This is a genomic window from Paraburkholderia sp. BR10882 (assembly GCF_040948855.1).
Taxonomy (GTDB): domain Bacteria; phylum Pseudomonadota; class Gammaproteobacteria; order Burkholderiales; family Burkholderiaceae; genus Paraburkholderia; species Paraburkholderia nodosa_A.
Window position 1 is genome coordinate 155,947 of sequence record NZ_JBFPKP010000014.1, and the last position, 24,057, is coordinate 180,003.

General features: G+C 64.2%; 22 protein-coding genes. 13 read left to right on the forward strand and 9 right to left on the reverse strand.

Annotation, left to right across the window (positions count from 1 at the left end; genetic code table 11):
- Window position 1 precedes the first annotated feature (1 nt).
- The 3 genes from AB3X99_RS29305 to AB3X99_RS29315 form a co-directional block, all read right to left on the reverse strand.
- Window positions 2–343, reverse strand: coding sequence for an RcnB family protein (locus tag AB3X99_RS29305; protein ID WP_069266586.1), 342 nt, complete (start codon window positions 341–343; stop codon window positions 2–4).
- 65 nt (window positions 344–408) lie between these two features.
- Window positions 409–615 (reverse strand): hypothetical protein, encoded by a 207-nt coding sequence (locus AB3X99_RS29310; protein ID WP_069266585.1) that lies wholly within the window; start codon window positions 613–615, stop codon window positions 409–411.
- A 352-nt stretch (window positions 616–967) separates the two neighbouring features.
- Window positions 968–2,509, reverse strand: a complete 1,542-nt coding sequence (locus AB3X99_RS29315) for a methyl-accepting chemotaxis protein (RefSeq protein ID WP_368618897.1) — start codon at window positions 2,507–2,509, stop codon at window positions 968–970.
- Between the two features lie 521 nt (window positions 2,510–3,030).
- Between AB3X99_RS29315 and AB3X99_RS29320 the strand changes: the two genes are divergently transcribed.
- A complete protein-coding gene (locus tag AB3X99_RS29320) occupies window positions 3,031–3,486 on the forward strand; it encodes an MEKHLA domain-containing protein (protein WP_069266583.1) in 456 nt (151 codons plus the stop codon).
- Between the two features lie 28 nt (window positions 3,487–3,514).
- Here the strand turns inward: AB3X99_RS29320 and AB3X99_RS29325 are convergent, their stop codons facing one another.
- Window positions 3,515–4,156 carry a TetR/AcrR family transcriptional regulator gene (locus tag AB3X99_RS29325; RefSeq protein WP_069266582.1) on the reverse strand — a complete coding sequence of 214 codons (642 nt, stop codon included), beginning with the start codon at window positions 4,154–4,156 and terminating at the stop codon, window positions 3,515–3,517.
- A gap of 389 nt (window positions 4,157–4,545) precedes the next feature.
- Between AB3X99_RS29325 and AB3X99_RS29330 the strand changes: the two genes are divergently transcribed.
- The 5 genes from AB3X99_RS29330 to AB3X99_RS29350 all read left to right on the forward strand — a co-directional run bounded on the left by AB3X99_RS29330 (window position 4,546) and on the right by AB3X99_RS29350 (window position 12,996).
- Window positions 4,546–5,673 (forward strand): efflux RND transporter periplasmic adaptor subunit, encoded by a 1,128-nt coding sequence (locus AB3X99_RS29330; RefSeq protein WP_368618924.1) that lies wholly within the window; start codon window positions 4,546–4,548, stop codon window positions 5,671–5,673.
- A 9-nt stretch (window positions 5,674–5,682) separates the two neighbouring features.
- Window positions 5,683–8,913 carry an efflux RND transporter permease subunit gene (locus AB3X99_RS29335; RefSeq protein WP_368618898.1) on the forward strand — a complete coding sequence of 1,077 codons (3,231 nt, stop codon included), beginning with the start codon at window positions 5,683–5,685 and terminating at the stop codon, window positions 8,911–8,913.
- The gene (locus tag AB3X99_RS29340; RefSeq protein ID WP_368618899.1) at window positions 8,910–10,364 is read left to right on the forward strand and encodes an efflux transporter outer membrane subunit; all 1,455 of its coding nucleotides are present in this window, start codon (window positions 8,910–8,912) and stop codon (window positions 10,362–10,364) included. The genes AB3X99_RS29335 and AB3X99_RS29340 overlap by 4 nt, the downstream gene beginning before the upstream one ends.
- Before the next feature lie 127 nt (window positions 10,365–10,491).
- A complete protein-coding gene (locus tag AB3X99_RS29345) occupies window positions 10,492–11,814 on the forward strand; it encodes a leucine-rich repeat-containing protein kinase family protein (protein WP_368618900.1) in 1,323 nt (440 codons plus the stop codon).
- Between the two features lie 192 nt (window positions 11,815–12,006).
- Window positions 12,007–12,996 carry a D-alanyl-D-alanine carboxypeptidase family protein gene (locus AB3X99_RS29350; protein ID WP_368618901.1) on the forward strand — a complete coding sequence of 330 codons (990 nt, stop codon included), beginning with the start codon at window positions 12,007–12,009 and terminating at the stop codon, window positions 12,994–12,996.
- Here AB3X99_RS29350 and AB3X99_RS29355 read toward each other — a convergent pair.
- Window positions 12,993–13,781, reverse strand: a complete 789-nt coding sequence (locus AB3X99_RS29355) for a helix-turn-helix transcriptional regulator (RefSeq protein WP_368618902.1) — start codon at window positions 13,779–13,781, stop codon at window positions 12,993–12,995. The genes AB3X99_RS29350 and AB3X99_RS29355 overlap by 4 nt on opposite strands.
- A gap of 112 nt (window positions 13,782–13,893) precedes the next feature.
- Between AB3X99_RS29355 and AB3X99_RS29360 the strand changes: the two genes are divergently transcribed.
- On the forward strand, window positions 13,894–14,973 hold the full coding sequence (locus tag AB3X99_RS29360) for a medium chain dehydrogenase/reductase family protein (protein ID WP_368618903.1): 1,080 nt from the start codon (window positions 13,894–13,896) through the stop codon (window positions 14,971–14,973).
- Between the two features lie 7 nt (window positions 14,974–14,980).
- Here AB3X99_RS29360 and AB3X99_RS29365 read toward each other — a convergent pair whose 3' ends face one another.
- Window positions 14,981–16,147, reverse strand: a complete 1,167-nt coding sequence (locus tag AB3X99_RS29365) for a radical SAM protein (RefSeq protein ID WP_342948842.1) — start codon at window positions 16,145–16,147, stop codon at window positions 14,981–14,983.
- A 204-nt stretch (window positions 16,148–16,351) separates the two neighbouring features.
- Here AB3X99_RS29365 and AB3X99_RS29370 point away from each other — a divergent pair, with 204 nt between their 5' ends.
- The gene (locus tag AB3X99_RS29370; RefSeq protein ID WP_256094883.1) at window positions 16,352–16,837 is read left to right on the forward strand and encodes a VOC family protein; all 486 of its coding nucleotides are present in this window, start codon (window positions 16,352–16,354) and stop codon (window positions 16,835–16,837) included.
- A gap of 45 nt (window positions 16,838–16,882) precedes the next feature.
- On the opposite strand, the gene AB3X99_RS29375 is transcribed toward AB3X99_RS29370, so the two are convergent.
- On the reverse strand, window positions 16,883–17,785 hold the full coding sequence (locus AB3X99_RS29375) for a substrate-binding domain-containing protein (RefSeq protein ID WP_368618904.1): 903 nt from the start codon (window positions 17,783–17,785) through the stop codon (window positions 16,883–16,885).
- A 351-nt stretch (window positions 17,786–18,136) separates the two neighbouring features.
- Here AB3X99_RS29375 and AB3X99_RS29380 point away from each other — a divergent pair, with 351 nt between their 5' ends.
- Both AB3X99_RS29380 and AB3X99_RS29385 read left to right on the forward strand, forming a co-directional pair.
- On the forward strand, window positions 18,137–18,325 hold the full coding sequence (locus tag AB3X99_RS29380) for a hypothetical protein (RefSeq protein WP_254317186.1): 189 nt from the start codon (window positions 18,137–18,139) through the stop codon (window positions 18,323–18,325).
- 124 nt (window positions 18,326–18,449) lie between these two features.
- A complete protein-coding gene (locus tag AB3X99_RS29385) occupies window positions 18,450–18,626 on the forward strand; it encodes a hypothetical protein (RefSeq protein ID WP_368604385.1) in 177 nt (58 codons plus the stop codon).
- 159 nt (window positions 18,627–18,785) lie between these two features.
- Here AB3X99_RS29385 and AB3X99_RS29390 read toward each other — a convergent pair whose 3' ends face one another.
- Both AB3X99_RS29390 and AB3X99_RS29395 read right to left on the reverse strand, forming a co-directional pair.
- Window positions 18,786–19,094, reverse strand: a complete 309-nt coding sequence (locus AB3X99_RS29390; protein WP_069266573.1) for a hypothetical protein — start codon at window positions 19,092–19,094, stop codon at window positions 18,786–18,788.
- An 88-nt stretch (window positions 19,095–19,182) separates the two neighbouring features.
- Complete coding sequence (locus AB3X99_RS29395) at window positions 19,183–20,055, reverse strand: GNAT family N-acetyltransferase (RefSeq protein ID WP_069266572.1); 873 nt, start codon at window positions 20,053–20,055, stop codon at window positions 19,183–19,185.
- 239 nt (window positions 20,056–20,294) lie between these two features.
- On the opposite strand from AB3X99_RS29395, the gene AB3X99_RS29400 reads away from it, so the two are divergent.
- The 3 genes from AB3X99_RS29400 to AB3X99_RS29410 all read left to right on the forward strand — a co-directional run bounded on the left by AB3X99_RS29400 (window position 20,295) and on the right by AB3X99_RS29410 (window position 24,004).
- On the forward strand, window positions 20,295–21,785 hold the full coding sequence (locus AB3X99_RS29400) for an aldehyde dehydrogenase (protein ID WP_368618905.1): 1,491 nt from the start codon (window positions 20,295–20,297) through the stop codon (window positions 21,783–21,785).
- 250 nt (window positions 21,786–22,035) lie between these two features.
- Window positions 22,036–22,704 carry a haloacid dehalogenase type II gene (locus AB3X99_RS29405; RefSeq protein WP_368618906.1) on the forward strand — a complete coding sequence of 223 codons (669 nt, stop codon included), beginning with the start codon at window positions 22,036–22,038 and terminating at the stop codon, window positions 22,702–22,704.
- A gap of 25 nt (window positions 22,705–22,729) precedes the next feature.
- Window positions 22,730–24,004, forward strand: a complete 1,275-nt coding sequence (locus AB3X99_RS29410; RefSeq protein WP_368618907.1) for an NAD(P)/FAD-dependent oxidoreductase — start codon at window positions 22,730–22,732, stop codon at window positions 24,002–24,004.
- Window positions 24,005–24,057: the final 53 nt, after the last annotated feature.

The following is a 24,057-nucleotide window of genomic DNA, read 5'->3' on the forward strand; positions in this document are numbered from 1 at the left end:
ATCAATGGCTGCCGGCGGTCAGAACCGTCGAGATCACGCCGGTCGCGCTGGCAACGAGCACGTAGTCGCCGGCTACGCCGACCCAGTGGTAGCCACGCGGGGGCGCTTTCAGGCCATGCTGATTCCAGTTTTCGACCACGAAAATCCGATCACGGTATTCAGGCGGCAGGCGGTCGCCACGATGCCAGTCGCGATGCGGAATCGCACCGACCGGACGGTTGGCTCGTTCGATCGACGTAGGCGGCGGGTTGCCAGGCCGGTGTTCGGGCTGCGATGCGAACGCGGTGCCTGTCGTGGCGAGCAGGGCGGCAATAATGAAGAGTGTCGTGACTTTCGCTTTCATGGTGAATGCTCCAAATAGCGTTCAAGAAAAGAGGAAGTGAGATGGAATTTACTTAGGAATGTTGATCACTCACTAACGGATTCACTTCCACCGGATTCGCTGGCGCGACGCTCCTCATCGGCGAAGCGGTTCGACGTGCGCTTCTTGACGAGAGATTCGCCATGCGGGACAGCGCTCGGCGCTGGCAAGCGGGCCATGGCCATGAACGGCGCCATCATGAGGAGGCCGGCGATCGCGAACGTGGCGTTGAGTCGGTTGATGTACGAGTTCATGGTTTTCTCCAGGGCAATGAAGTAAAGGATGACTAAGTTATCGATGGATTGACTCGAGTTTCGAGGGAAGCCTCGGGAAGACTGCGTCCGAATCCAAAGCTTGCACCAAGTTTACATTTCGTAAGATTTGCTTTCAAGCAATGGGAGCGAAGTTTCAGTGCGGCGTATCGCCTCACAAAATCGGAGCGCGAACCCGGCGGCGGTGGTTGCCCGAGCCGCAAGGCGCGCCGCGGCCGGGCGTGCCAGTCAATTACGGCCAGTCTGCGTTGCACAGACCAGCCGGGGTTGCAGGCTCAGAGCGGGAGGACGCGGCGCTTATGTCCCCCAGGGCGCGCGCGGCAATCGCTCGAAGTCAGGCAATGGCGCCTTCCCTGAGCCTGAACGCGGACACGGTCTCGCGAAGCGCGTGTGCCTGCTCAGCCAGCGCATACGTCGCGGCCGAAGCCTCCTCCACGAGCGCCGCGTTCTGCTGCGTGACCTCGTCCATTTGCGTGACGGCGATGTTCACCTGCTCGATGCCCGTCGACTGTTCGCGCGACGCCGTCGAAATCTCCTGCACGGTGCCGGAAACCCGCTGCACGGCTTCGACGATCTCGTCGATGATGTGGCCGGCGTCGGCCACCTGGAACGATCCGCTTTCGACGTGTACTTTCGACTGCTCGATGAGCGCCTTGATCTCGCGCGCCGCGCTCGCGCTGCGCTGCGCGAGCGTGCGAACCTCGCCCGCGACAACGGCGAAACCGCGGCCTTGCTCGCCCGCACGCGCCGCTTCGACGGCGGCGTTGAGCGCAAGGATGTTGGTCTGGAACGCGATGCCGTCGATCAAGCCGATGATCTCGCCGACCTTGCTCGAACTGTCCGCGATAGATTGCATCGTGCCGACCACGCCTCGCATCACCGTGCCGCCGCGCGCCGCGGTCTGCGCCGCCGTTCCCGCGAGCGAACTGACGTGCTCCGCGTTCTGCGCGTTCATGCGTACGATCGACGTCAGCTCCTCCATGCTCGCGGCCGTTTCTTCAAGCGATGCAGCCTGCTCTTCGGTGCGCGAGGAAAGATTCTGGTTACCCGAGGCAATCTGCGCGCTCGCCGTTGCCACGCCCTCGGCGTTGGCGCGAACTTCGCTCACCACGCGTGCGAGGCTCGTCTGCATTTTCGAAAGCGCCGTGAGCAGTTCCGCGGTCTCGTCGTCGCCATGTGCATGCAGATCGGTCGACAGGTCGCCGTCGGCGACCTCGCGCGCAAAGTCCACGGCACGGCCCAGCGGGCTCGTGACAGTACGGCTGAACAGCACGCCGCCCGCCAGCGCGAGCAGGAACGCGGCCACCATCAGCACGGCGCTCACGATGGTGGCGTGCGCGGCCTGCACCGCCGCCTGGGCGGCCACTTGCGCGTTGGTGGCGGCAATGATCTGTGCGGCGCGGTCGAGCAGTTGGGCGGGCGCGCGATCGACGCCGGCGACCACGGTATCGCCCGAAACAGGATCGGCGCCGGCCGCCTTGAACGCCTCGAAGCCCTTGCGGTACCCCTGGCCCATCGCCTCATGCGCCTCGGCGAACTGCGCGACGAGCGTGTGCGCTTCGCCTTCGGGCAGCTTCGTTTCGAGCCCGGCGGCGAGATCGTTCACGGTGCGCTCGCGCTTCTGAAACGCGCTCCAGTAACGATCGAGTTTTTGCGGGTCCTTGCCACGCAGGAGTGTGTCTTTCCACTCCTGCACCTGCAGCTTGAACTCGACGAGCGTGGCCGACACCATGCGCTCGTTCGCGGCGGCGTCCTGCACGGTGGTGCGGTAGGTATCGATCGCCTGGTTGAGCGTGTGGATGCCGTAGAACGCACCCGCCGACATGAGGGTGAGCGACGCGGCGAAGGCGAGGGGAATCTTGCGGCTGAGTTTCATGGGGTTCGAATGGCTAAAAATGCAAGGCGCATGACGCGCCGACTTCCCTATTACGGCTCAAGTCTGCTGTTCTTGAGTTTTTGCGGATTACGCCGTCTTTCGTCATACGTAAGCCGTTGCGAACACCATGCGCGTGCGGCGCGGCGAATTAGAGATCGGCCTCTCCTTCAAACGCTTCGAATCGAGCCTCGGCTGTCTGGCGTGACGAGATACCGTTGAGGCGAGGGACGGTGAAGCGACGGATGCAGCGACACCCAGCTTCTCGCACTTTCCAGCGCTTCGATCTGACCGGTCTGCGAATTGCGCCGATACACGAGGCCGCTTCGGCCACTGATGTCGATGGCCTTTACCACTTCACCCGAAGCAAGCCGGATTCGGGTGCAAGTGCAGATAGACATCGTGGATGTCCGTAGTTGGCGCATCGAGACGGCGGATCGTGAGGCAGGGCGCGGGTTTTTACAAGCGGTTGATAGAATTGCGCAACGCGCAAGCAACCCCTCGACTCGAAGGAGCCAGTCTGAATGTCGCCGAACACGGATACCGAATTATTTCGCCTTCTCGCGAACAGCTATCGCCGCCTGTTGGGCGTCGCGCTCGTTCCCGAAGGCATGGGCGACACAGAGGGCGCGGCCTGGCTCTACGAACGCGCGCCGTTCGGCTTGCTTGCGCACGGCACGCAGGCGGACCCCGTATTCATGTATGGCAATCGTCGCGCGCAAGCGATCTTCGGCTACGACTGGGACGAAATCACGGCGCTGCCTTCGCGTCTTTCCGCGCAGGCGCCCGAGCGTAGCGAGCGGCAGGCATTTCTCGATTCGGTGACGCGCGAAGGCTTCGTGAAAGACTATCGCGGCATCCGCATCACGAGGTCGGGGCAGCGCTTCTGGATCGAGCGCGCGACCGTATGGCAACTGATCGACGAAACGGGTGTGCTGCACGGGCAGGCTGCGATGATTCCGCATGTTGCGCCTTGCTGATGCGGGCTTGCGCTCGCGAATCCCGCCATCATTTTGCGTTCTGCGGACCCTTGCGGTTCGCTTGCGGCGCTGTCACGGCATAGCCCGCGAGAAATACATCGATTGCCCGGTTCACGACCTCCAGCAATTTCGCGCGCGAGGCCTTGACCTCATAGCCTAGCGTCGCGATTTCGACCAACTCGGCTTCGAGAAGCGCCAGTAGATGTCGCGCCGCGACGCCTGGATCGCACGGCCGGATTGTGCCCGCCTCGATCGCGCTCGCCAGAAAGTCGCGCACGTGCATCAAGCCCCGTTTTGGACCCGATTCATACAAGGCTCGGCCCACGTTCGACCGGTCGACCTCCTGGTAGCACAGGCGGCGCGTTGCGAGAAAAGAGGGCTGCAGCACGGCCGTCAGGAAGTGGACCCCAAACGCGACGAGCGACTCGCCCAGCGGCATTTCGAGCGTCAGTTGACTGAACGCATGCCGGATTTCCCTTCCGGCGCGGCTCGTCATTGTTTCAGCAAATAACGCCTCTTTCGACTCGAAATAGCTATACAGCGTCGCCTTCGACGCGCCCGAGCGAGCCGCGATTTGCGTCATCGACGCCTGCTCGAAGCCGACGTCCCGGAACACTGCCAGCGCGGCTTCGATGATGGATTGACGCTTTTCTTCGGTCTTCTTTCTCATCGGGTCTCCCTTCCTCACTTGTTCTCGGGCCTGGGACGCGAGCGTCCACGCCAATACCCTCGTCCGTCATGGAATGAAACATTCGTTGCCGGGCAAGGCGATTGACAGTCATCGATCGTTCCATTATAAACCATACCGTTCAGTTTAGTTATGTGACCGGGACATTAATTCAGGGTTCGAAGTTGATGCGCAACGAGGCATCAGCCTTACCGGGCTGCAAGACTTCAACCGCTTAGTACTACGAGTCAATGGCTTTGCGCCTTGCCTTGTTCTGGCAGGGCGCGTCAACGCACGATTCGATGGAATATATGCCACAACAGATTCATGCAAGAGAGGGATGGAACAGGAAGGGCCAACGCCTCGGCGCGGCGCTTTTCTGCTCGACCGCCATATTGATCGCCGGCTGTCAACGTCACGACGCCGGGATGCCCGCTAACCCCGCCAGCCAGAGCGTCGAAGTCGGCGTCAAGACGCTCGCGCCGCAGCGCATCGTGATGACGGCCGAGCTTTCGGGCCGCCTTTCGTCTCTCAAGGTCTCGGATGTGCGGCCGCAAATCGGCGGCATCGTGCAGAAGCGGTTCTTCGTCGAGGGTTCGGACGTGAAGGCGGGGCAGGTGCTCTACCAGATCGATCCGGCCACCTACCAGGCGACGTACGATCAGGCGCGCGGCACGCTCGCGAAGGCCGAGGCAACGCTCGCTTCCGCGAAGACGAAAGCCGATCGCTACGCCCAGCTCGTGAAGATCAACGCGGTCAGCGCACAGGACAACGACGATGCGATCGCGGCCGTTCGCGAGGACGAGGCTGACGTGATCGCGGATCGCGCATCGCTCGAGTCGGCGCGTATCAATCTCGGCTACACGCGGATCACGGCGCCCATTTCGGGCCGCATCGGCGCTTCGTCGGTGACCGAAGGCGCGCTCGTGACTTCAGAGCAGACCACGGCGCTCGCCACCATTCAGGCATACGACGAGATGTACCTCGACGTCACGCGTTCGAGCGCCGACTGGCTGCGCTTGCGCAAGGCGTTTGCCTCGGGGCGGCTCAAGCGTTCGGGCACGGGCGCGGCGGTGCAGCTCGTGATGGAGGACGGCACGCAGTACGCACACGCTGGCGTGCTGCAGTTTTCGGGCATCACCGTTGACGCGACAACGGGCTCGGTGACGGTGCGCATGGTCTTCCCGAACCCGGACGGCGAACTGCTGCCCGGCATGTTCGTGCGCGCGCAGCTCGACGAGGGCGAGAGCACGAACGCGCTGCTCGTTCCGCAACTCGCGGTCACGCGCGCTTCGGACGGCAACGCGAGCGTATGGGTCGTCGATGCGACCGGACACGCGAAGCAGGTTGCGGTACACGCGGACAGTGCCTATGCAGACCAGTGGATCGTCACGAGCGGATTGCAAGCCGGCGATCGCGTGATCGTGAGCGGGCTGCAAAAGGTGCAGGCCGGCGTGGCGGTTCACGTGGCCGCGGATTCGGCCACCGCAGCCGCGGCTGCGTCTGCTGCGAAGTCGTAAGGAGGGCGCATGGCAGGTTTCTTCATCCAGCGCCCGATCCTCGCGTGGGTCGTTGCGATCGTCATCATGTTGATCGGCGGCGCGGCGACCACCACGCTGCCGATCGAGCAATATCCGACCATCGCGCCGCCTTCGGTGCAGGTCACGGCAACCTATCCGGGCGCTTCCGCCGACACGGTCGCGAAGACCGTCACGCAGGTGATCGAGCAGAAGCTTTCCGGCATCGATAACCTGCTGTACATGTCGTCGACGAGCAGCGGCGCGGGGCAGGCGACCATCAACCTGACGTTCAGGCCCGGCACCAATCCGGACATCGCGCAGGTGCAGGTCCAGAACAAGGTGACCCAGGCCACCGCCTCGCTGCCGGAGACGGTGCAGGAGCAGGGCGTGCAGGTGGCGAAGGCGTCGAGCGACTTTCTGATGATCGTCGCGCTGTCGTCGCCGGGCGGCACGCTCGATTCGATCGACCTCGGCAATGTCATCGCCACGCAGATCGAGGACCCGCTTACCCAGATCAACGGTGTGGGCGACGTCACGCTCTTTGGCGCGCAGCACGCCATGCGGATCTGGCTCGATTCCGTGAAGCTGCGCAGCTTCGGCGTCACTGCGTCCGACGTGACGACAGCGGTCACCAATCAGAACGTGCAGCTTTCCGTCGGCGAACTCGGCGGCGCGCCTGCTACGGACTCCCAGGCGATCAATGCGACGATCTCGGCGTCGAGCCTGATGACGACTGCCGACCAGTTCGGCGACATTCTGCTGCGCGTGAACAGCGACGGCTCGAAGGTTCGGCTCAAGGACGTCGCGCGCGTCGAGGTGGGCGGCGATTCATACGATACGTCCTCGCGGCTCGACGGCAAGCCGGCGGCCGCGCTGGCCGTCAAGCTCTCGACGGGTGCGAACGCCATGGCGGTCGCGAAGGCCGTGCGCGCGAAGCTCGTAGAGCTGCAGCCGCAATTGCCCAAAGACGTGGCGATTGCGTATCCGTACGACTCCACGCCGTTCGTGAAGATCTCGATCGAGGAGGTCATGAAGACGCTCTTCGAAGCGGTGATCCTCGTGTTCCTCGTGATGTATCTGTTCCTGCAGAACCTGCGTGCGACGCTGATTCCGACGATCGTCGTGCCGGTTGCGCTGCTCGGCACGCTGGGCGTGATGTCGGCGATAGGCTTCTCGATCAACGTGCTCTCGATGTTCGCGATGGTGCTCGCGATCGGCCTGCTCGTGGACGACGCGATCGTCGTCGTCGAGAATGTCGAGCGCATCATGGCCGAGGAAAAGCTCGACGCGAAGGCGGCCACGAAGAAAGCGATGAGCCAGATCACCGGCGCGCTCGTAGGCGTGACGACGGTGCTGACCGCCGTTTTCATCCCGATGGCCTTCTTTTCCGGCTCGACCGGCGCGATCTATCGCCAGTTCTCTGTCACTATCGTTTCGGCGATGGTGCTCTCGGTGCTGCTCGCCATGACGCTCACGCCCGCACTCTGCGCGAGCCTGCTGAACCCGTCGGCCGTCGAACATGCGCAGAGCCGCGGCTTGCTCGGCGCGTTCAATCGCTTCTTCACGAAGAGCAACGCGCGCTACAGCACCACGCTTGCGCGCGTGGTGGCCAGGCCCGCGCGCTGGATGCTCGGCTATGCACTCATTGCGGGCGTGGTCGGCATTCTGTACGTGACGCTGCCTTCGTCGTATCTGCCGGAGGAAGATCAGGGCTCGATCATGGTATCGATTTCGGCGCCGGTCGGCACGCCTTCTTCGAAGACGCTTCAGACCGTGGCAGCCGTCGAGCAATACTTTCTGAAGCAGCCCGCGGTAACGCACGTGATGGCCGTGAACGGTTTCAGCTTCAACGGGCAAGGGCAGAACAATGCGCTGGCGTTCGTGCAGTTGAAGGACTGGAGCCAGCGCGGGTCGAACGATAGCGCGCAGGCGGTGATCAATCGCGCGAACGCGGTCTTCGCGGGCAATCGCGATGCGCAGATCTTCGTGATGAACGAGCCCGCGATTCATGGTCTCGGCACGCAAAGCGGCCTCGACTTCGAGATCGAGGAGCGCGCGGGCCAGGGGCATGACAAGCTGCTGAAGGCGCGCAACCAGTTTCTTGCGCTGGCCGCGAAGGAACCGTCGCTCGCCATGACGCGCTCGGCCGGCCTCGAAGATACGCCGCAGCTCTACGTCGATATCGACCGCGAGAAGGCGAGTGCGTTCGGGCTGTCGATCGCCGATGTCGACACGACGATTTCCACCGCGTTCGGCTCCGCGTACGTGAACAACTACATCGATACCGGGCGGATCCAGAAGGTCTACGTGCAGGCGGACGCACCGTACCGGATGATGCCGGACGACATCGGGCAATGGTATGTGCGCGCGGATTCGTCGTCGTCGAGTACTTCGTCATCCTCGAGTTCGTCGTCGAGTTCGACTTCGGCTTCAACGTCTACAACGTCCACGACGTCCACGACGACGTCGGGCTACGACGGCCAGATGGTGCCGTTCTCCGCATTCGCCACCACGCGCTGGACGTTCGGGCCGCCGCAGATCGAGCGCTACAACCGCGAACTGGCGATGCAGATGAGCGCACAGCCCGCGCCCGGTGTGAGCACCGGCCAGGCAATGGCCGCCGTCGAAAATCTCGCGAGGCAGTTGCCCACCGGATTCGGCATCGAGTGGACGGGGCAGTCGTATCAGGAAGTGCTTGCCGGTTCGCAGGCCACGTATCTGTATGCGATTTCGCTGATCGTGGTGTTCCTGTGCCTCGCGGGGCTGTACGAGAGCTGGTCGGTGCCGCTCGCGGTCATTCTCGTGGTGCCGATCGGCGTGCTTGGCGCGTTGTTGGGCGCGCATTTGCGCGGGCTGTCGAACGACGTCTATTTCAAGGTCGGCCTGCTGACGACAATCGGCCTCGCAACGAAGAACGCGATTCTGATCGTCGAATTCGCGAAGGACCTCCAGGAGCAGGGCCGTGGGCTCGTCGAGGCCACGCTCGAGGCGGCGCACCAGCGCTTGCGGCCGATCCTGATGACATCGCTGGCGTTCGTGTTCGGCGTGCTGCCGCTCGTGATCAGCACCGGCGCGGGCTCGGCCGCGCGCCATGCGATCGGAACCGGCGTTGCCGGCGGGATGATCGCGGCGACGGCGCTCGCCATCTTCTTCGTGCCCGTGTTCTTCATCGTCGTGCGCCGGCTGTTCAAGGAGCACGGCGACGGCGAAGCCGCGCAGCCCGCAAAGGACCAGGAATGAAATTGAAGCTTCTATCCGTGCTCTGTGCGGCAGCATTGAGTGCGTGTTCTCTCGACCCGGTTTATCAGCGGCCCGCGGCGCCGGTCGCCACCGCGTGGCCAACGGGCGCCGCGTACGACGCCGGTGCATCGGCGGCGACGCCCCCGGTGTCACCTGCAGCACCGAACGCGGCCGACATCGGCTGGCGCGATTACTTCAAGGACCCGCGACTGCAGGAGCTGATCGCGCTCGCACTCGACCACAACCGCGACCTGCGTGTTGCGGCGCTGCAGGTGGCCGAGTACGAGGCGCAGTACCGCATCACGCGCGCGGAGCTGGCGCCGACGATCGACGCCGGCGGCTCGCTCACGAACACGCGCACCGATGGCGCGGTCAGCCACTCGAACACCGTTTCGGTCGGCACGACGTCGTGGGAAATCGACTTCTTTGGGCGCATCCGGAGCCTGAAGCGCCAGGCGCTCGAAAACTATCTGTCGACGCAGGCCTCGCGCACCAGCACGCAGCTTTCGCTCGTGGCCGACGTGGCGACCGACTATCTGCAATTGCTCTCGGACGAGACTTTGCTGAAGGTCTCGACCGACACCGCCGCGGCCGACCAGAGCACGTATGACCTCACGGTGAGCATGATGAAGATCGGCAGCGCGTCGCTTCAGGACGTGCGCGAGGCGCAGACCTCGCTGGCGAGCGCACGCGCGAGCGTGGCGTCATACACGCGCGCGGTCGCGCAGGACCGTAACAATCTGATCGCCGAAATTGGCTGCCCGTTGCCCGATGACTTTGCCACCGGGTCCACGTTGTTCGAGAGCGACGCCATGTTCGCCGACGTCGATGCGGGCATCCCGTCCGATCTGCTCGCGCGGCGGCCCGATATCATCGAGGCCGAGCATACGCTCAAGGCGGCGAACGCAAATATCGGCGCCGCACGCGCCGCGTTCTTTCCCAAGATCGAGCTGACGGCGAGCGCCGGCACGGCCAGCACGAGCCTCTCGCAACTCTTCAAGGCGAGCACGGGCGCGTGGACGTTCGCACCGACGGTCACGATGCCGATCTTCGATTACGGCAGCAACAAGGCGTCGCTCGACGTTGCGAAGATCGAGAAGGATATCGACGTGGCCGACTACGAAAAGGCGATCCAGACGGCATTCAAGGAAGTGTCGAACGCACTGGCGGGGCGCGCGACTTATGTCGATCAGGTCGCGGCGGACCGCGACTACGTGAAGTCGGCGCAGGATTACTACGACCTCGCGCAGGCGCGCTACAAGACCGGCACCGACAGCTTCCTGACCGTGCTCACCGCGCAGCGCACGCTCTATACGGCACAGGAGCAACTCGTCAGCGACGAGCTGGCGAAGCTCTCGAATCAGGTCACGCTGTACAAGGTGCTGGGCGGCGGCTGGTCCGCGTCGAGCGTGCCTGAGCAGGCTGCCGCAAGCGAACCGGCGCATTCCTGAAGCATGTAGTCGGAAATGCGGCCCAGGATGCAGTCCAGGCGAGTCACCCGCTAGAATTGCGATGGTCGGCGCTGCGTTGTGCAGCGGCGCTTGCGACTTCCTTGCCATTACTCGATTCAATTCACGCGTGAAGACCGCTACTCTCGAACAACTGCGTGACGGGCAACTCGCCGGCGCACGACAGCTCAAGCTCGCTTGCGGGTTGACCGAATTTCCGCGCGAAATCTTCGATCTCGCCGACACCCTCGAGGTGCTCGACCTCTCGGGCAATGCGCTCACGTCGCTGCCGGACGACCTGCCGAGGCTGCGCCGTCTGCGCATACTGTTCGCTTCGAACAACCCGTTCACCGAGTTGCCGCCTGTACTCGGCGACTGCGAATCGCTGAGCATGATCGGCTTCAAGGCGAACCGCATCCGCCGCGTTACGGGGCGCGCGCTGCCGCCGCAATTGCGCTGGCTGATCCTGACCGATAACGACATCGACGCGCTGCCGCCTGAAATCGGCGAACGTCCGAATCTGCAGAAGCTGATGCTTGCCGGCAACCGGCTGCGCTCGTTGCCCGAGACGATGGCCGCGTGCAGCCGGCTCGAGCTGCTGCGGATTTCGGCGAACCGGCTCGACGCCTTGCCCGACTGGCTGTTGCGCCTGCCGCGCCTGGCGTGGCTCGCCTACGCCGGCAATCCGCTGAACGTGGTGCGCGAGCAGGTGGCGCTGGCCGATTCGCCGGTGCCCGATATCGACTGGCACACGCTCGCACTCGGACAAACGCTCGGCGAGGGCGCATCGGGCGTGACGCATCGCGCGACGCGTCTCCTGCGCGACGGGCATCCGGTGGAGGCGGTGGCCGTCAAGCTGTTCAAGGGCGCGGTCACGAGCGACGGTTTGCCGGAACTGGAAATGGCGGCGTGCCTGCAAGCCGGGCCGCACGCGAACCTCATCCCGGTGCTCGGCAAGATCACGGGTCATCCGCTGGGCGAGCACGGCCTCGTGATGGAACTGATCCCTCCGTCGTTCGCCAATCTCGCCGGGCCGCCGAGCCTCGATTCGTGTACGCGGGACGTCTATGCAGCCGATGTTCTGTTCGACAGGCCAGTCGCACTGCAGATCGCGCGCGGGATCGCATCGGCGGCGCGGCATCTGCATGGGCGCGGGATCATGCACGGCGATCTCTATGCGCACAACATCCTGCACGACGGCTCGGGGCACGTATTGCTCGGCGACTTCGGCGCGGCGTCCTTTCACGATATCGACGATCGCGCACAGTCCCAGGCGCTCGAGCGCATCGAGGTGCGTGCGTTCGGCTGTCTGCTGGAAGAACTCGCGCAACGTCTGGCCGCAGAGGCTAATGAACGCGACGCCGGCTTCGATGCGCTGATTGCAGACTGTTTCGCCGAGCAGGTCGACAGGCGGCCTTCGTTCGATGAGATCGTCGAACGGCTGTCTGCCTGACGCCATGAAACGGGCGGTTTCGCTGCCGCCCGAGGAATTTTCGCAAGCCGCTAAATACTCGGCGTGAAGGACAAGAATTCTGTCCTCTTTCCCACACTCATTCGTGCAACGAGCAACTACAGTTGAATCGTTGGGGATCAGTTGCACGTTGGACCCGCCATCGCCTGATTGCCGTCCCAGGGTGTGAACGCCATGAAAAAATTCCTCAGCGCGCTATTGCTCGCTTCGGCGCCGTTCGTCGCGTGGAGCGAGACGCCATTCCTCCATTCACACAGCGCGATCGTGTATGACGTCGCGCGCCACGAAGTCCTGCTCGAAAAGAACGCCGACGAGGCCCAGCCGATCGCGTCGCTCACCAAGCTGATGACGGCGATGGTCGTGCTGGACAGCGCCCAGCCGTTGGGAGACACGGTGACGGTCGGCAACGACGACATCGATCGGCTCAAGCATACGGGGTCCCGCATCCCTATCGGTGCGTCGCTCGAGCGAGGAGAGATGCTGCGTCTTGCGCTCATGGCGTCGGAGAACCGCGCTGCATCCGCGCTTTCGCATGCGTTCCCGGGCGGCCAGGCGGCGTTCATCCGGCAGATGAATGAAAAGGCGCGCGCGCTGAATATGGCCAGTACGCACTTCGACGATCCAACCGGGCTCTCGCCCGAGAATCTCTCGACGGCGCGCGATGTCGTGAAGATGGCGGACGCCGCGGCGCGCTACCCGTTGATCAGCGAATACACGACGCTTCCCCGTTACGAAGAGGCGATCGGCACGAGGACGCGGTTCTATCACAACACCGACCCGATAGTGAGCTCAGCCGACTGGGACGTGCTGGTCGCAAAGACAGGCTATATCCGCGAGGCGGGGCGCTGCATCGTGGTCGATGCGAACATGCCGAACGGGCAGGTGATGATTGCGCTGCTCGGCTCGCGAACCTCGTGGGGACGCTCTGCCGATCTCGTCACGATACGACGATGGCTGAACGGCGACGACACGCCGGTCGTGGAACCGCGCTATTACGCAAGCGCCCGTGCGCATCATCACTATTCGATGCTCGCGCGCTCGCACGGCGTCAGGGTGCGGCTCGCATCGTACCGGAGCGCCCCGACGTCCGGTGCGCACCGGCAGAGCGTCAAACCCCACGCCGGCAAGCGGGCGCACCATACGCTGGTTGCCGCGCTAGGCTAGACGGCATCCGTGTCGACCGGCGTATAGATCGCGAGTTTCAGCGCCGGATCGTCGTTCGCCTGAAACGTTGCGTACTCGTAGCGCTGCGTACCGTGCTTCCCGTGCGCCAGGACCTTCTGGCCCGACGCGCCGCTGCGCACGTCGTGTGCACTCCACCACCTCACGAATTCCTCGCTGCCTGAACGCAGGCGCTCGACCAGTTCGACGAACGCCGGGTCGCCTGCATAGAGGTCGTGGCTCGTGCGAAACAGCGCGATCATGCGGCGCGCTTCATCGGGCCAGCCCGCGCCAAAGAGCCGCCGTGCCTCCGGTTCGATGAACATGTAGATCATGATGTTGCGATCTTCCGCAGCGAGGCGATCGAAGCCAAGCAGATCGGAGGCGGCCTCGTTGCACACGAGGATGTCCCAGCGCCGGCCCGTGACGTAAGCGGGCAGACCGAGACTGGCGACGATCCGCGCAAGGGTCGGCGGCACGCTCTCGCGGGCGAAGACGCGCGCCTCGCCGCGCCGCGCGAGCGCGCGCAAATGGGCGGCTTCGGCCTTGTCGAGCCGCAGTGCCTGGGCAAGTGCATCGAGCGTCGAAGCCGAAGGGCTGACCGCGCGCCCCTGCTCGAGCCGGACATACCAGTCGACGCCGATGCCCGCGAGTTCCGCGACCTCTTCACGCCGCAGGCCGGGCGTACGGCGGCGCCGGCCGCCACCGAGGCCGACGTCGTCGGGGCTCAGCTTCTTGCGCCGGGAGCGCAGAAAATCGCCGAATTGGGTTTGTGTCGTGGCGGTCATCGCGTTCGCTTCGTGCAGGGTGGGTGGGACTGCGCAATCCTGGGATCGCAGCGGGCCTTGTTGCCCATTCTAAGCCTGCCAGAATCGGCTCGGTCCCCCTTCTGGAAGCGCCATGAAAGCTGCCATTCTGAAAACCCTCAACGCGCCGCTCACGATCGAACAGATACCGGACCCCACCGCCGGCACTGGCGAGGTCGTCGTGGACGTCGTTGCGGCGCCGGTGTTGTCCTATGCGCAGGAAGTGTTTAGTGGAGAACGCCGCTATCCCATCGACCTGCCGATCGTGCCTGGTTGCGGCGCGATCGGCCGGGTCCGGACCGTCGGCCCGGATGCGACGAAACTGCAACCGGGCGACTGGGTGTTCTGCGATCCGACGGTGCGCGCGCGCGACGACGCGCTCATGCCCGACATCGTGCTGCAGGGCTGGAGCGCGCGGGGCGAGGGCGGCCAGAAATTGCAGCGCTATTTTCATGACGGCCCGTTCGCGGAACAGCTTAGGGTGCCGACCGAAAACGCGGTGCGTATCGGCGACATCGATCCGGCCGACGCTGCGCGATGGTGTGCGCTCAATACGCTGCTCGTGCCTTATGGCGGGCTGCTCGCGTCCGATCTGCGGGCGGGCGAGATCCTGCTCGTGAGCGGCGCGACCGGCAACTTCGGCAGCGCGTGCGTCGCGGTCGCGCTCGCCATGGGTGCGCGGTGCGTCGTAGCCCCCGGGCGCAATGTACAGGCGCTCGACAAACTGGCGCGCCACTTCGGCGAGCGCGTGCGGACCGTGGCGCTTTCCGGCGACGAAGCAACGGACCGCGAACGCATGCAACAGGCGGCGCCTGGGCCGATCGACTGCGTGATGGACCTGATGCCGCCATCGGTTCCGGCGACGACGATGCGCGCCGCGGTGATGGCGGTCCGCCCATACGGGCGCGTGGTCCTGATGGGCGGGGTCGGCATGCTCGGTGGCGCCGGGCTCGAACTGCCTTATCCTTGGATCATGCGCAATGACATCACGGTGCGGGGCAAATGGATGTACCCCACGCACGCCGTGACGCTCATGACAGGTTTGATTCACGGGGCGCTGCTCGATCTGCGCCATTTCGACGTGACGACCTTTGCGCTCGACGATGCGAACGAGGCCGTCGCGCACGCGGCGGCGAACGGGGGCCCGTTCAACATGACGGTGATTTGCCCGTAGCCTCGATTCATGCGCCTTGCGGCGATGAACGGCGCGCGCCGCTCCGTCCTGCCAGTGCGCCAAGCGCCGTTCGAGGTAATTCTTCGGTGGCGAGAGCCCACAGCGAATACGCCACGCCGCGCTGGAACAACAAGCTGACAGCACTGCGAAGCTCGCCCCTGCCGAGCGCATAGACCGAGTCAGTGACGGCCTTGGCGCCGTGCATCAGCACGCTGGCGTGGCGGTAGCACCCCATCATGCAGGCATTGCACGGTTCGCGTTGATCGGGTAGGCGGTCGAGGTCGAACACAGAGCCCATGGGCTCATGCCACGGTTCGCAACGCCAGACATCGAGGTTCCAGTCGATATAAAAATACTTGCTGCCGGCGATGCACGGAATGAGTTGCTGTTCGCCGCGCACGAACCGCGCGACCTCGTCCAGTGCAGCGCCCGGGTCCATCACGCGAAAGCGCTTTTTGAGGGCCTCGATGGCACTCAATGCTTCGAGCAGTTCGTCGCGGCTGAGGTCGACGAGCTTCGAATTTTCGTCGTAAACGAGCGATGTGGAACCGAATGCGTCGCGCCTTGGGTAGGAGAACACCACGGAATCGAAGCCAAGCTGATTGAGCGTCTCGGGAAGCGCTGCGTAACGGACCAGATGGCTCACCGTAACCGTTGCGCAAACCGGGATGCCGAAAGCATGCGCCTGGGTGATGCCCTCGCGGATGCGGGCCGCAAGGCCGGGCAGGCCGCGATTGTGCTCGTGCTCGCTCATGTCCGCGCTATCGATCGAGATCAGGAGACGCTTGAGGCCGGCGTCAGCCAGCTGCTTGATGTGGCGGGGAAGGAACCAGCCGTTCGTGATCACGCCGCACTGGATGCCGGCTTTCGTGGCCGAGCCTACGAGCGATTCGATCTGCGGGTGCACCAGAGGCTCGCCCCCCTGCAGCGTCATGTAGCGAATCTTGCGTCTGCGCAGCATCGGCATCGCACGCTCGAACGCATCGGGATCGAGATAGCGGCGCGGACCTGCCATTTTCTTCTCACGAGAAAAGCCGCAGAAGTCGCATGCAGCGTTGCAAACGTTCGTCACTGAGACGTCACAGACCGCAGGCAATGGATTGCGTGGCTCGTTCGCGTCGTTGCTTACATTTGGCAAACTGCGCCATTTGATAGTCCGCTCTGTCCTGTCCATGGTGCTGGTGCCCTCACGGTTTGCCGGCTCATTGCGCTCGAACCATCATAGGTTACGCCATGCACGCGCGCCGCATCGGGTACGATTCTTATTCAAAAATAACTCCAACAAATCTTGTTTGACCGGCTAGTGCGAGTCGACTTCAATCCCCATACTTGAGGGTGTCTCGTCGGAATATCGGTTCCGGGCGAGTTTGCGAACGCTATGCACTGGCTGCAGAAGGAGGGGGAAATGGTTGACACTTCAACCACCAGGCCGCGCGTCATCGGCTTCAATCACGTCGCGCTGGAAGTCGGCGACATCGAGGAAGCGCTGGCATTCTATGGCCGCATCTTCGACTTTCAGTTGCGCGGCAAGAGCAGGACGATGGCCTTCATCGATCTTGGCGATCAATTCATCGCGTTGCAGGCGGGGCGCAAACAGCCCGCCGACGACGGCCGCCATGTCGGCCTCGTTGTCGATGACAAGGAGGCGGCGCGCGCCGCACTCAAGGCGGCGGGCGTGAAGCCGCTCGACGGTCCATTTCTGGATTTTCGCGACCCCTGGGGCAATCGCATCGAGATCGTGGGCTATGACAACATCCAGTTCACGAAGGCGCCGAACGTCCTGCGCGGCATGGGCCTGACGCACTTGACCAAGAACGAAAGCGCGAAGAAAGAACTGGCCGAAAAAGGGATGGCAGCCAGTTGATGGCCGGTTTTCGGTGATGGCCGATCGGCCGGACGGCTGCTTCGCTCAATTCGGTTGAGGTTGCGGTTCTTGTGGCGCCAGTTGCGGTTGCGGTGGTGGTTGCAGCGGCAGTTGCGGCTGTGGCTGTGGCTGCGGCTGCAGCAGCGGCAGCGGAGGAGGTTGCGGTGCCGTGATCGGTTCGAGACCGCTGTGCGTGATCGCGGCCGCCGCTTCCGGCGAGGACAGAAAGCGGATCAGCGCTTCTGCGCCGACAGGATTTCTCGCTGTGGTTGCAATGCCGCCGGAGTACACCGTGTAACGTTGTACTTCCGCGGGCAGACTGCCGACCACTATTATCCCCTTCACCGGCAACAGTTCCACGACCTGTTGCAAGCCGATCTCGGCGTCGCCGTTCGCGACGACAGTCGCGACCCGCTCGGCGGAGACCATGCGGCTCCTGCTATTCATGCGCCCGTCGAGGCCCAGACGCGGAAACAGTTCGTTGGCGATATAGACGCCGCTCGCGCTATCCGGATAGACAATCGACTTCGCTGCAAGCAGCGTGCGGCGCAAAGCGTCGACCGTGCTGATGTCCGGTTGCGGCGCGCCCTCGTGCACCGCGAGGCCGATTGGCGAGCGTGCGAAGTCCACCTTGCTGCCGGGCACCACGTTGCCCGCGCGAACCTGGTCGTCGAGCGCATTGCTGACCACGATCAGCACGTCGGCCCACTCGCCGCGCGCAAACCGCACGGGAATCGCATTCAGGGCGTTGCCTGTTGCAGCGCCCCAGACGGTGGCCAGCGTATAGCCGCTCTCGTCCTCGAATTGCGGGCCCAGATCACGATACGCTGGCGCAAACCAGCCCGACATCATGACTTTCACCTGGTCCGCCAGACACACGCCGGGGCCCAATAACGCGAACGCGATGCACAGCGCAAGTGTGCAAAACCTCAGCTTGTGGATAGTCACGGTTGCGCCCCATCTCGATCGGCTGATCCGGCACCACGGACATGTATCGCTCCCTATTTGCAACCGCAGCGTGCAGCGAAAGCATGCGATGAAAACGCGCTATGTAAGCGCGTCGTGGATACGACCTTTTTGCATCGTTTATACAACACGTTCGTTTGCACACACACTGGTTTTCTTCGCCTCTGATAGTCTTTTCCCAGCGACAGTTCGGGCGGTTATCAAACTTGACGCGTGCGATCGTGAAATTGAAAACAGGGGGGCTTATCCATGTTGCATTGGCTTTCGAACTTGATTGCCCACAATGCCGCAACGCCGGAGAAGCAGGCTCAACGCGCGCTCAGTGAATTGCGCATGGCACTCTTCCAGGCCGAACAGCGGGTTCTCGATGCGCAATTGCAGGCCGAGTACTACCGCACGCGAATTGCGTTTTGCGAGGAGGTGCTGAAGGCCGGCATCGAACAGGTGTCCGACCTGCGCAAAGGGCAACGTGAAGCGGTTACTCACGACTTGCGTCCGAACCTGAAGCTCACGACTTCCTGAGAGTCGGGCGCGGCAGAAGAAACTCCGCCGGCATGATAGAAAGCGAGTGCGGCACCAAACTTGCTCAGCCGGTATGTAGGGAACCCTACTGTCGAACAACTAGACCCTACATCAGGAGACGATCATGGATACACGTGAGTACAGCCACTCCCAGGAGATCGAACAGGACGACGCCGATCCGGAAAACGAACCTTATCTGCACCCGTATCGCTCGTTATTGCATGAGCCCACCGTCGTACTGGCTGGCAACCCAAGCGACCGCGCAGACGTCGCTACGTCGGCGATCCTCGGGTACAACTGACCGACTGCAACGCGTTCGCTCGTCGATTGCCGGGTCAAATAGTCGGTATTCCGAATGATTTGATTCGGCGATTCAGCTTTGGCGACTAGCGGCCGACGTGCGCCCATCCGGGCGCAGCGCACTTTCTTTCCGGTAGTCGGCAGGACAATCGACGCACCGCTAGACGCGCGGTAGATCGTCGATGGATTTTTCGACGTTACCGTCCGGCACTTCCAGATCGATTCCATCGATTCCGTTGGGATGCGGCACCGGCTTGATCTTCGGGCCGAGAAATCTCATGCCGCCGAGCGTAAATACCGAATACACCACGGCGCCCGAGCGGATGTCGTTGGTGACGGCCGCCACTTCGGAGATAGTGGGTGTCGAGAGCCAGTCGTGTGTCTGGGGGTCGATCAGCGCCCAGCGCACGTGTGTTACGCGGTCCGTTGAGGAACTGATGCGGACACCGTCGATACCATAGGTAGCCATAGCGTCACCCTCGAGGCGAGAATCCTCTAATGGTAATCCGTTCGCTGCCCGGGTGGTAGCACGCCGGATGCCGTCCATTCGACCGCGCTCACCACACCGCCTGGCTCGTGATTGCAAACTGCTTGAACTGGGTATCGACGCGCAAGGGCGCGCCGCGCTCCGTCTTCTCGATGTGGTCGACGAGCGGCAGCCCCACGCCTTCGAGCCAGTCGGAGAGTCCCAGATCGACGGGCGTGTCGATGCGTACGAACATGCCCGCGTTGGAGGCGAGCCAATGGCTGATCAGCGCCTTGGCGCGGCAGGCATCCGGCGAATCGGGGGCGATCACGGGGCCGATCACGTGCCCGTCGCCAAAGCGGCGAAAGAGGGCGAAGCCAATCAGGTCGCCGTCGCGGTCGAGCGCGATGCCGCTCGCCTGATCGAGCAGTTTCGGCAGCATGTCCGAGCGGTCGAGGCCGCTTGCGCGCGTCGCCAGTTCGATGAGCCGGGGCCGGTCGCTCGCGCCGATCGGGCGCAGCCGCTCGCCCGCGGGCAGCGAGACGAGCGGCGGCTGAAACGCCGCGCCCTGGTGCTGGTGAATGCGGCCGATGCGCGTAAAGCCGAGCCGCTCGACGAGCGGCCAGCCCGTGTCGCTCGCGTGGAGCAGCAGCGTGCGCGAGGCGAGCGCCTGCATCCAGTGCTCGATCATGGCCCGGCCAATGCCGCGGCGCTGATGACTGGGCTTGACGATCAGCATGCCGAGCGTCGCCGCGTTGGGACCGAACAACCACGAGAAAGCCGTGCCGACGAGCGAACCGCTTTCGTCCACGGCCACGATGCCTTCGCCGATGCGGGCAGCGAAACGCCAGTCTTCGGGGCGGTGCCGCCAGCGCACCGCCGTCGACAACGCATGCGCGGCGGCCAGATCGTCGGCGGTAAATGCGCGGTAGGTAATGACGCTGTTCAGGTTTGGGTCGGACACGCCGGCCTCCGGATTCTGTATACGCGTCCCGTGACTATCGCATCGCCCGCCGTGACTGACTAGGACGATCTTCCTGTTTGGGCGCGCGCCCCGCCAGCGCCCGTGATGCAATGCAAAACGCGGGGTTGGACGGTCAATAACGCGTCGATTCTGCTGATTGGGCTTTTTTGTCGGCGAAATATGCGGTGGCAGTGGACCTACGATATTTCCCATCGAGACCAAGTCGAGGGAACCCAGTCATGGACCAGTTCGATCCCGCCGCAGTCGCTGCCTCAGTGGCCGAAAAAGCCGGCCACTTCATCGGCGGAGAGTGGGTCGTCGAAGGCGCGGCGCGCATCGGGGTCGCGCGGCCATCGGACGGCGTCGTCTATGCCTCGGCGCCGCTTGGCGACGCGCAACGGGTGGACCACGCCGTCGACAACGCGAAGCGCGCGTTTCGCACGAGCGGCTGGCCACGCATGGCGCCGCGCGAGCGCGCCCGCATCCTGCGCCGCTTCGCCGACCTGATCGCCGCCGACACCGCCACGCTCGCGCCGCTCGAGGCGCTCGGCTCGACGCGCCCCGTGCGCGACGTGTGCGCGTGGGACGTGCCGTTCACGGCGGAAGGCATCCGTTTCTATGCCGAGTTCGCCGACAAGCTCGGCGGCGAGGTCGTGGCCACCGATCACGACCATCTGGGCATGACGATCGCCGAGCCTTATGGCGTGGTCGGCGCGATCGCGCCGTGGAATTTCCCGCTCGTGATGGCGTCGTGGAAGATCGGTCCGGCGCTCGCGGCGGGCAATGCCGTGGTGCTCAAGCCTTCGGAGATGACGCCGTTCTCGGTGCTGCGTCTGGCCGAACTCGCGATCGAGGCAGGCATTCCCCCTGGCATCTTCAACGTGGTGCAAGGCGACGGCGCGACGACCGGCGACGCACTCGTGCGCCACCCGGACATCGCGAAAGTCACGTTCACGGGATCGACGCGCGCGGGCTCGGCGATCATGGCGGCGTGCGCGCAAAGCGGCACGAAGCCGGTCACGCTGGAATTGGGCGGCAAGAGCCCGCAAATCGTCTTCGCGGATGCGCCGAAGCTCGACGAGGTCGCGCGCCGCATCGCCGGCGCGATTGCCGTCAACGCGGGGCAGGTGTGCGTGGCCGGTTCGCGCCTGCTGGTCGAGCGCGCCATTGCGGACGAACTCGTGTCGCGCATCGAGCAGGCTATCGCTGAGTTGCGCGCCGGCGCGACGTGGGCTTCGGGCACGACGCTGCCGCCCATCATTTCGGAAACCCAGGCCGCGCGCATCGAAGGCATCGTCGAGCGCAGCGTGGCCGAAGGCGCCACGCTCTACTGCGGTGGCCGCCGCGCGGACGCGCCCGTGCCCGGCGCGTTCTACCTGCCCACCATCCTCACCGGCGTGACGGCGCAGACCGAGGCGGTGCGCGCCGAGATCTTCGGCCCGGTTCTCACGGTGCAGACCTTCGACACCGAGGAAGAGGCGCTCGCGCTCGCCTCGCATCCCGAATACGGCCTGGCGGCCGGCGTGCACACCGCGGACATCGGCCGCGCGCTGCGCCTCGTGCGCGCGCTGGAGGCGGGCACCGTGTGGGTCAACCGCTACGGCCGCAGCAACGATTTCATGATCCCGACGGGCGGATACAAACGCTCGGGCATGGGCAAGGATCTCGGGCGCCAGGGTTACGAAGCGCACCTGCGTTTCAAGAGCGTGCTGATCGATACGAGAACCTGACGCCATGCTGACTGGAAAGCTGACGAATCACGCACGAAAACGCACGGTCATTCGGCTATGGCCCGCGCGATGGCGCCACCGCAGAATCTGCTGCGGCGACCCCTGCAAACGCGTGGTTTATACCGTGCAGGCCCCACGATTCGACGCCAACCCCAAATTTTGCGCTGTTTAAATTTTCCACAGGGACGCACTTCCACCTGTTTTCGCCACTGAGCCCCAAGCGGGTTCATCACACGAAAGGATTGCCATCATGATCGATTTCGAGCCGAAGTACATCACGTTCGACTGCTACGGCACGCTGACGAAGTTCCGCATGGCCGACACGGCGCGCGAGATGTATGGCGACCGCCTCCAGGGCGCCGACCTCGAGAAGTTCGTCGCGTTCTTCGCGGGCTATCGCCGCGACGAGGTGCTCGGCGCATGGAAGCCGTACCGCGACGTGGTCGTCAATTCGGTGCGCCGCGCCTGCAAGCGCATGAACGTCGAGTTCATCGAGGCCGAAGCGGAAAAGTTCTACACCGCCGTGCCGACCTGGGGCCCGCACCCGGACGTGCCGGAAGGCCTCTCGCGCCTCGCGAAGAAGTACAAGCTCGTGATTCTCTCGAACGCTTCGGACGACCAGATCCAGAGCAATGTCGACAAACTCGGCGCGCCGTTCCACCGCGTGTTCACGGCGCAGCAGGCGCAGTCGTACAAGCCGCGCATGCAGGGCTTCGAGTACATGTTCGACCAGCTGAACTGCAATCCCGGCGACGTGCTGCACGTTTCGTCGAGCCTGCGCTACGACCTCATGACGGCGCACGACATGGGCATCGAGCACAAGGCGTTCGTCAAGCGCGGCCACGAGCCGGGCACGCCGTACTACGAGTACTACGAAGTCGAGACGATCGGCGAACTCGCTTCGCAACTGGGTCTTTGAGAAACGCGCTAGCCGAGGCCGCCCGATGAAGCTCGACTCCTACTGGCTCGACACCGCCCCTGGCGGTCTGCTCGCAAGCGAGGGACCGGTGGAAGGCCGCGTGGACGTCGCGGTGGTGGGCGGCGGCTTCACGGGGCTTTCCGCGGCGCTCGCGTTCGGGCGCCGTGGCGCGAGCGTCGCGGTGCTGGACGCGGGGCGCATGGGTGGCGGCGCGTCGGGGCGCAACGGCGGCCAGTGCAATACCGGCGTGGCGCAGGACTATGCGGCGCTGCGCGGGCAACTGGGCGTCGAGCGCGCGCAGGGTTGCTACCGCGCTTACGCAGCGGCCGTCGACACGGTCGAGCGGCTCATTCGCGAAGAGGGCATCGACTGCGACTATCTCGCTTCGGGCAAGCTCAAGCTCGCGGCGAAACCGCATCACCTCGAACACCTCGAACGAACGGCCGAGCTGATTCGCCGCGAAGTCGATCCGGACGTCGAGATCATCGGCCGGGAACAGATTCGCAGTGAGGTGGAATCGGACAGCTTCCATGGCGGACTGCTACAGAAGCACGGCGGCCAGATGCACATGGGCCGCTTCGCGATAGGGCTCGCGAACGCCGCGGTACGGCGCGGCGCACGGCTCTACGAGCACGCCGCCGTGACGTCCATCGCGAAAGAGGGCGGCGGCTATCGCGTGGAGTCGGCGCGCGGAACGTTGCATGCGCAACAGGTATTGATCGCCACGGGTCCTTCGCGGCATGGGCCGTTCGCGTGGTACCGGCGGCGTCTTGCGCCGGTCGGCTCGTTCATCGTCGTGACGGAGCCGCTGCCGCCCGCGCAGCTCATGCGGCTATTGCCCAACCGCCGCTCGTATACGACGAGTCGCCTCATGCACAACTATTTCCGCGTGACGCCGGATTCGCGCCTGCTGTTCGGCGGCCGGGCGCGTTTCACGGCGTCGGAGCGGCCGTCCGATGCCAGGAGCGGGCGCATCCTCCAGCGCACGCTCGCGCAGCTCTTTCCGGCGCTCGCGAGGGTGCGGATCGATTACTGCTGGGGCGGGCTCGTCGATATCACCGCGGACCGCCTGCCGCGCGCGGGTCAGCACGAAGGCGTGTGGTTCTCGATGGGCTACAGCGGTCACGGCACGCAGATGTCGACGCACATGGGCCAGGTGATGGCCGAGGTGATGAGCGGCAACCCGTGTGCGAACCCGTGGCGCGATTTCGCGTGGCCCGCCATTCCGGGCCACACGGGCAAGCCGTGGTTTTTGCCGCTCGTCGGCGCGTACTACCAGATCAAAGACGTTTTTTACTGACGCTGTTTTTCACAACACACAGCCTCGATACGTCGAGCTGCGGCCCCCCACAT

Coding starts and splice junctions, on each gene's coding strand:
- AB3X99_RS29305 (WP_069266586.1), bottom strand. CDS start 343: ATGAAAGCGAAAGTCACGACACTCTTCATTATTGCCGCCCTGCTCGCC.
- AB3X99_RS29310 (WP_069266585.1), bottom strand. CDS start 615: ATGAACTCGTACATCAACCGACTCAACGCCACGTTCGCGATCGCCGGC.
- AB3X99_RS29315 (WP_368618897.1), bottom strand. CDS start 2,509: ATGAAACTCAGCCGCAAGATTCCCCTCGCCTTCGCCGCGTCGCTCACC.
- AB3X99_RS29320 (WP_069266583.1), top strand. CDS start 3,031: ATGTCGCCGAACACGGATACCGAATTATTTCGCCTTCTCGCGAACAGC.
- AB3X99_RS29325 (WP_069266582.1), bottom strand. CDS start 4,156: ATGAGAAAGAAGACCGAAGAAAAGCGTCAATCCATCATCGAAGCCGCG.
- AB3X99_RS29335 (WP_368618898.1), top strand. CDS start 5,683: ATGGCAGGTTTCTTCATCCAGCGCCCGATCCTCGCGTGGGTCGTTGCG.
- AB3X99_RS29340 (WP_368618899.1), top strand. CDS start 8,910: ATGAAATTGAAGCTTCTATCCGTGCTCTGTGCGGCAGCATTGAGTGCG.
- AB3X99_RS29350 (WP_368618901.1), top strand. CDS start 12,007: ATGAAAAAATTCCTCAGCGCGCTATTGCTCGCTTCGGCGCCGTTCGTC.
- AB3X99_RS29355 (WP_368618902.1), bottom strand. CDS start 13,781: ATGACCGCCACGACACAAACCCAATTCGGCGATTTTCTGCGCTCCCGG.
- AB3X99_RS29360 (WP_368618903.1), top strand. CDS start 13,894: ATGAAAGCTGCCATTCTGAAAACCCTCAACGCGCCGCTCACGATCGAA.
- AB3X99_RS29365 (WP_342948842.1), bottom strand. CDS start 16,147: ATGGACAGGACAGAGCGGACTATCAAATGGCGCAGTTTGCCAAATGTA.
- AB3X99_RS29370 (WP_256094883.1), top strand. CDS start 16,352: ATGCACTGGCTGCAGAAGGAGGGGGAAATGGTTGACACTTCAACCACC.
- AB3X99_RS29380 (WP_254317186.1), top strand. CDS start 18,137: ATGGCACTCTTCCAGGCCGAACAGCGGGTTCTCGATGCGCAATTGCAG.
- AB3X99_RS29385 (WP_368604385.1), top strand. CDS start 18,450: ATGGATACACGTGAGTACAGCCACTCCCAGGAGATCGAACAGGACGAC.
- AB3X99_RS29390 (WP_069266573.1), bottom strand. CDS start 19,094: ATGGCTACCTATGGTATCGACGGTGTCCGCATCAGTTCCTCAACGGAC.
- AB3X99_RS29400 (WP_368618905.1), top strand. CDS start 20,295: ATGGACCAGTTCGATCCCGCCGCAGTCGCTGCCTCAGTGGCCGAAAAA.
- AB3X99_RS29405 (WP_368618906.1), top strand. CDS start 22,036: ATGATCGATTTCGAGCCGAAGTACATCACGTTCGACTGCTACGGCACG.
- AB3X99_RS29410 (WP_368618907.1), top strand. CDS start 22,730: ATGAAGCTCGACTCCTACTGGCTCGACACCGCCCCTGGCGGTCTGCTC.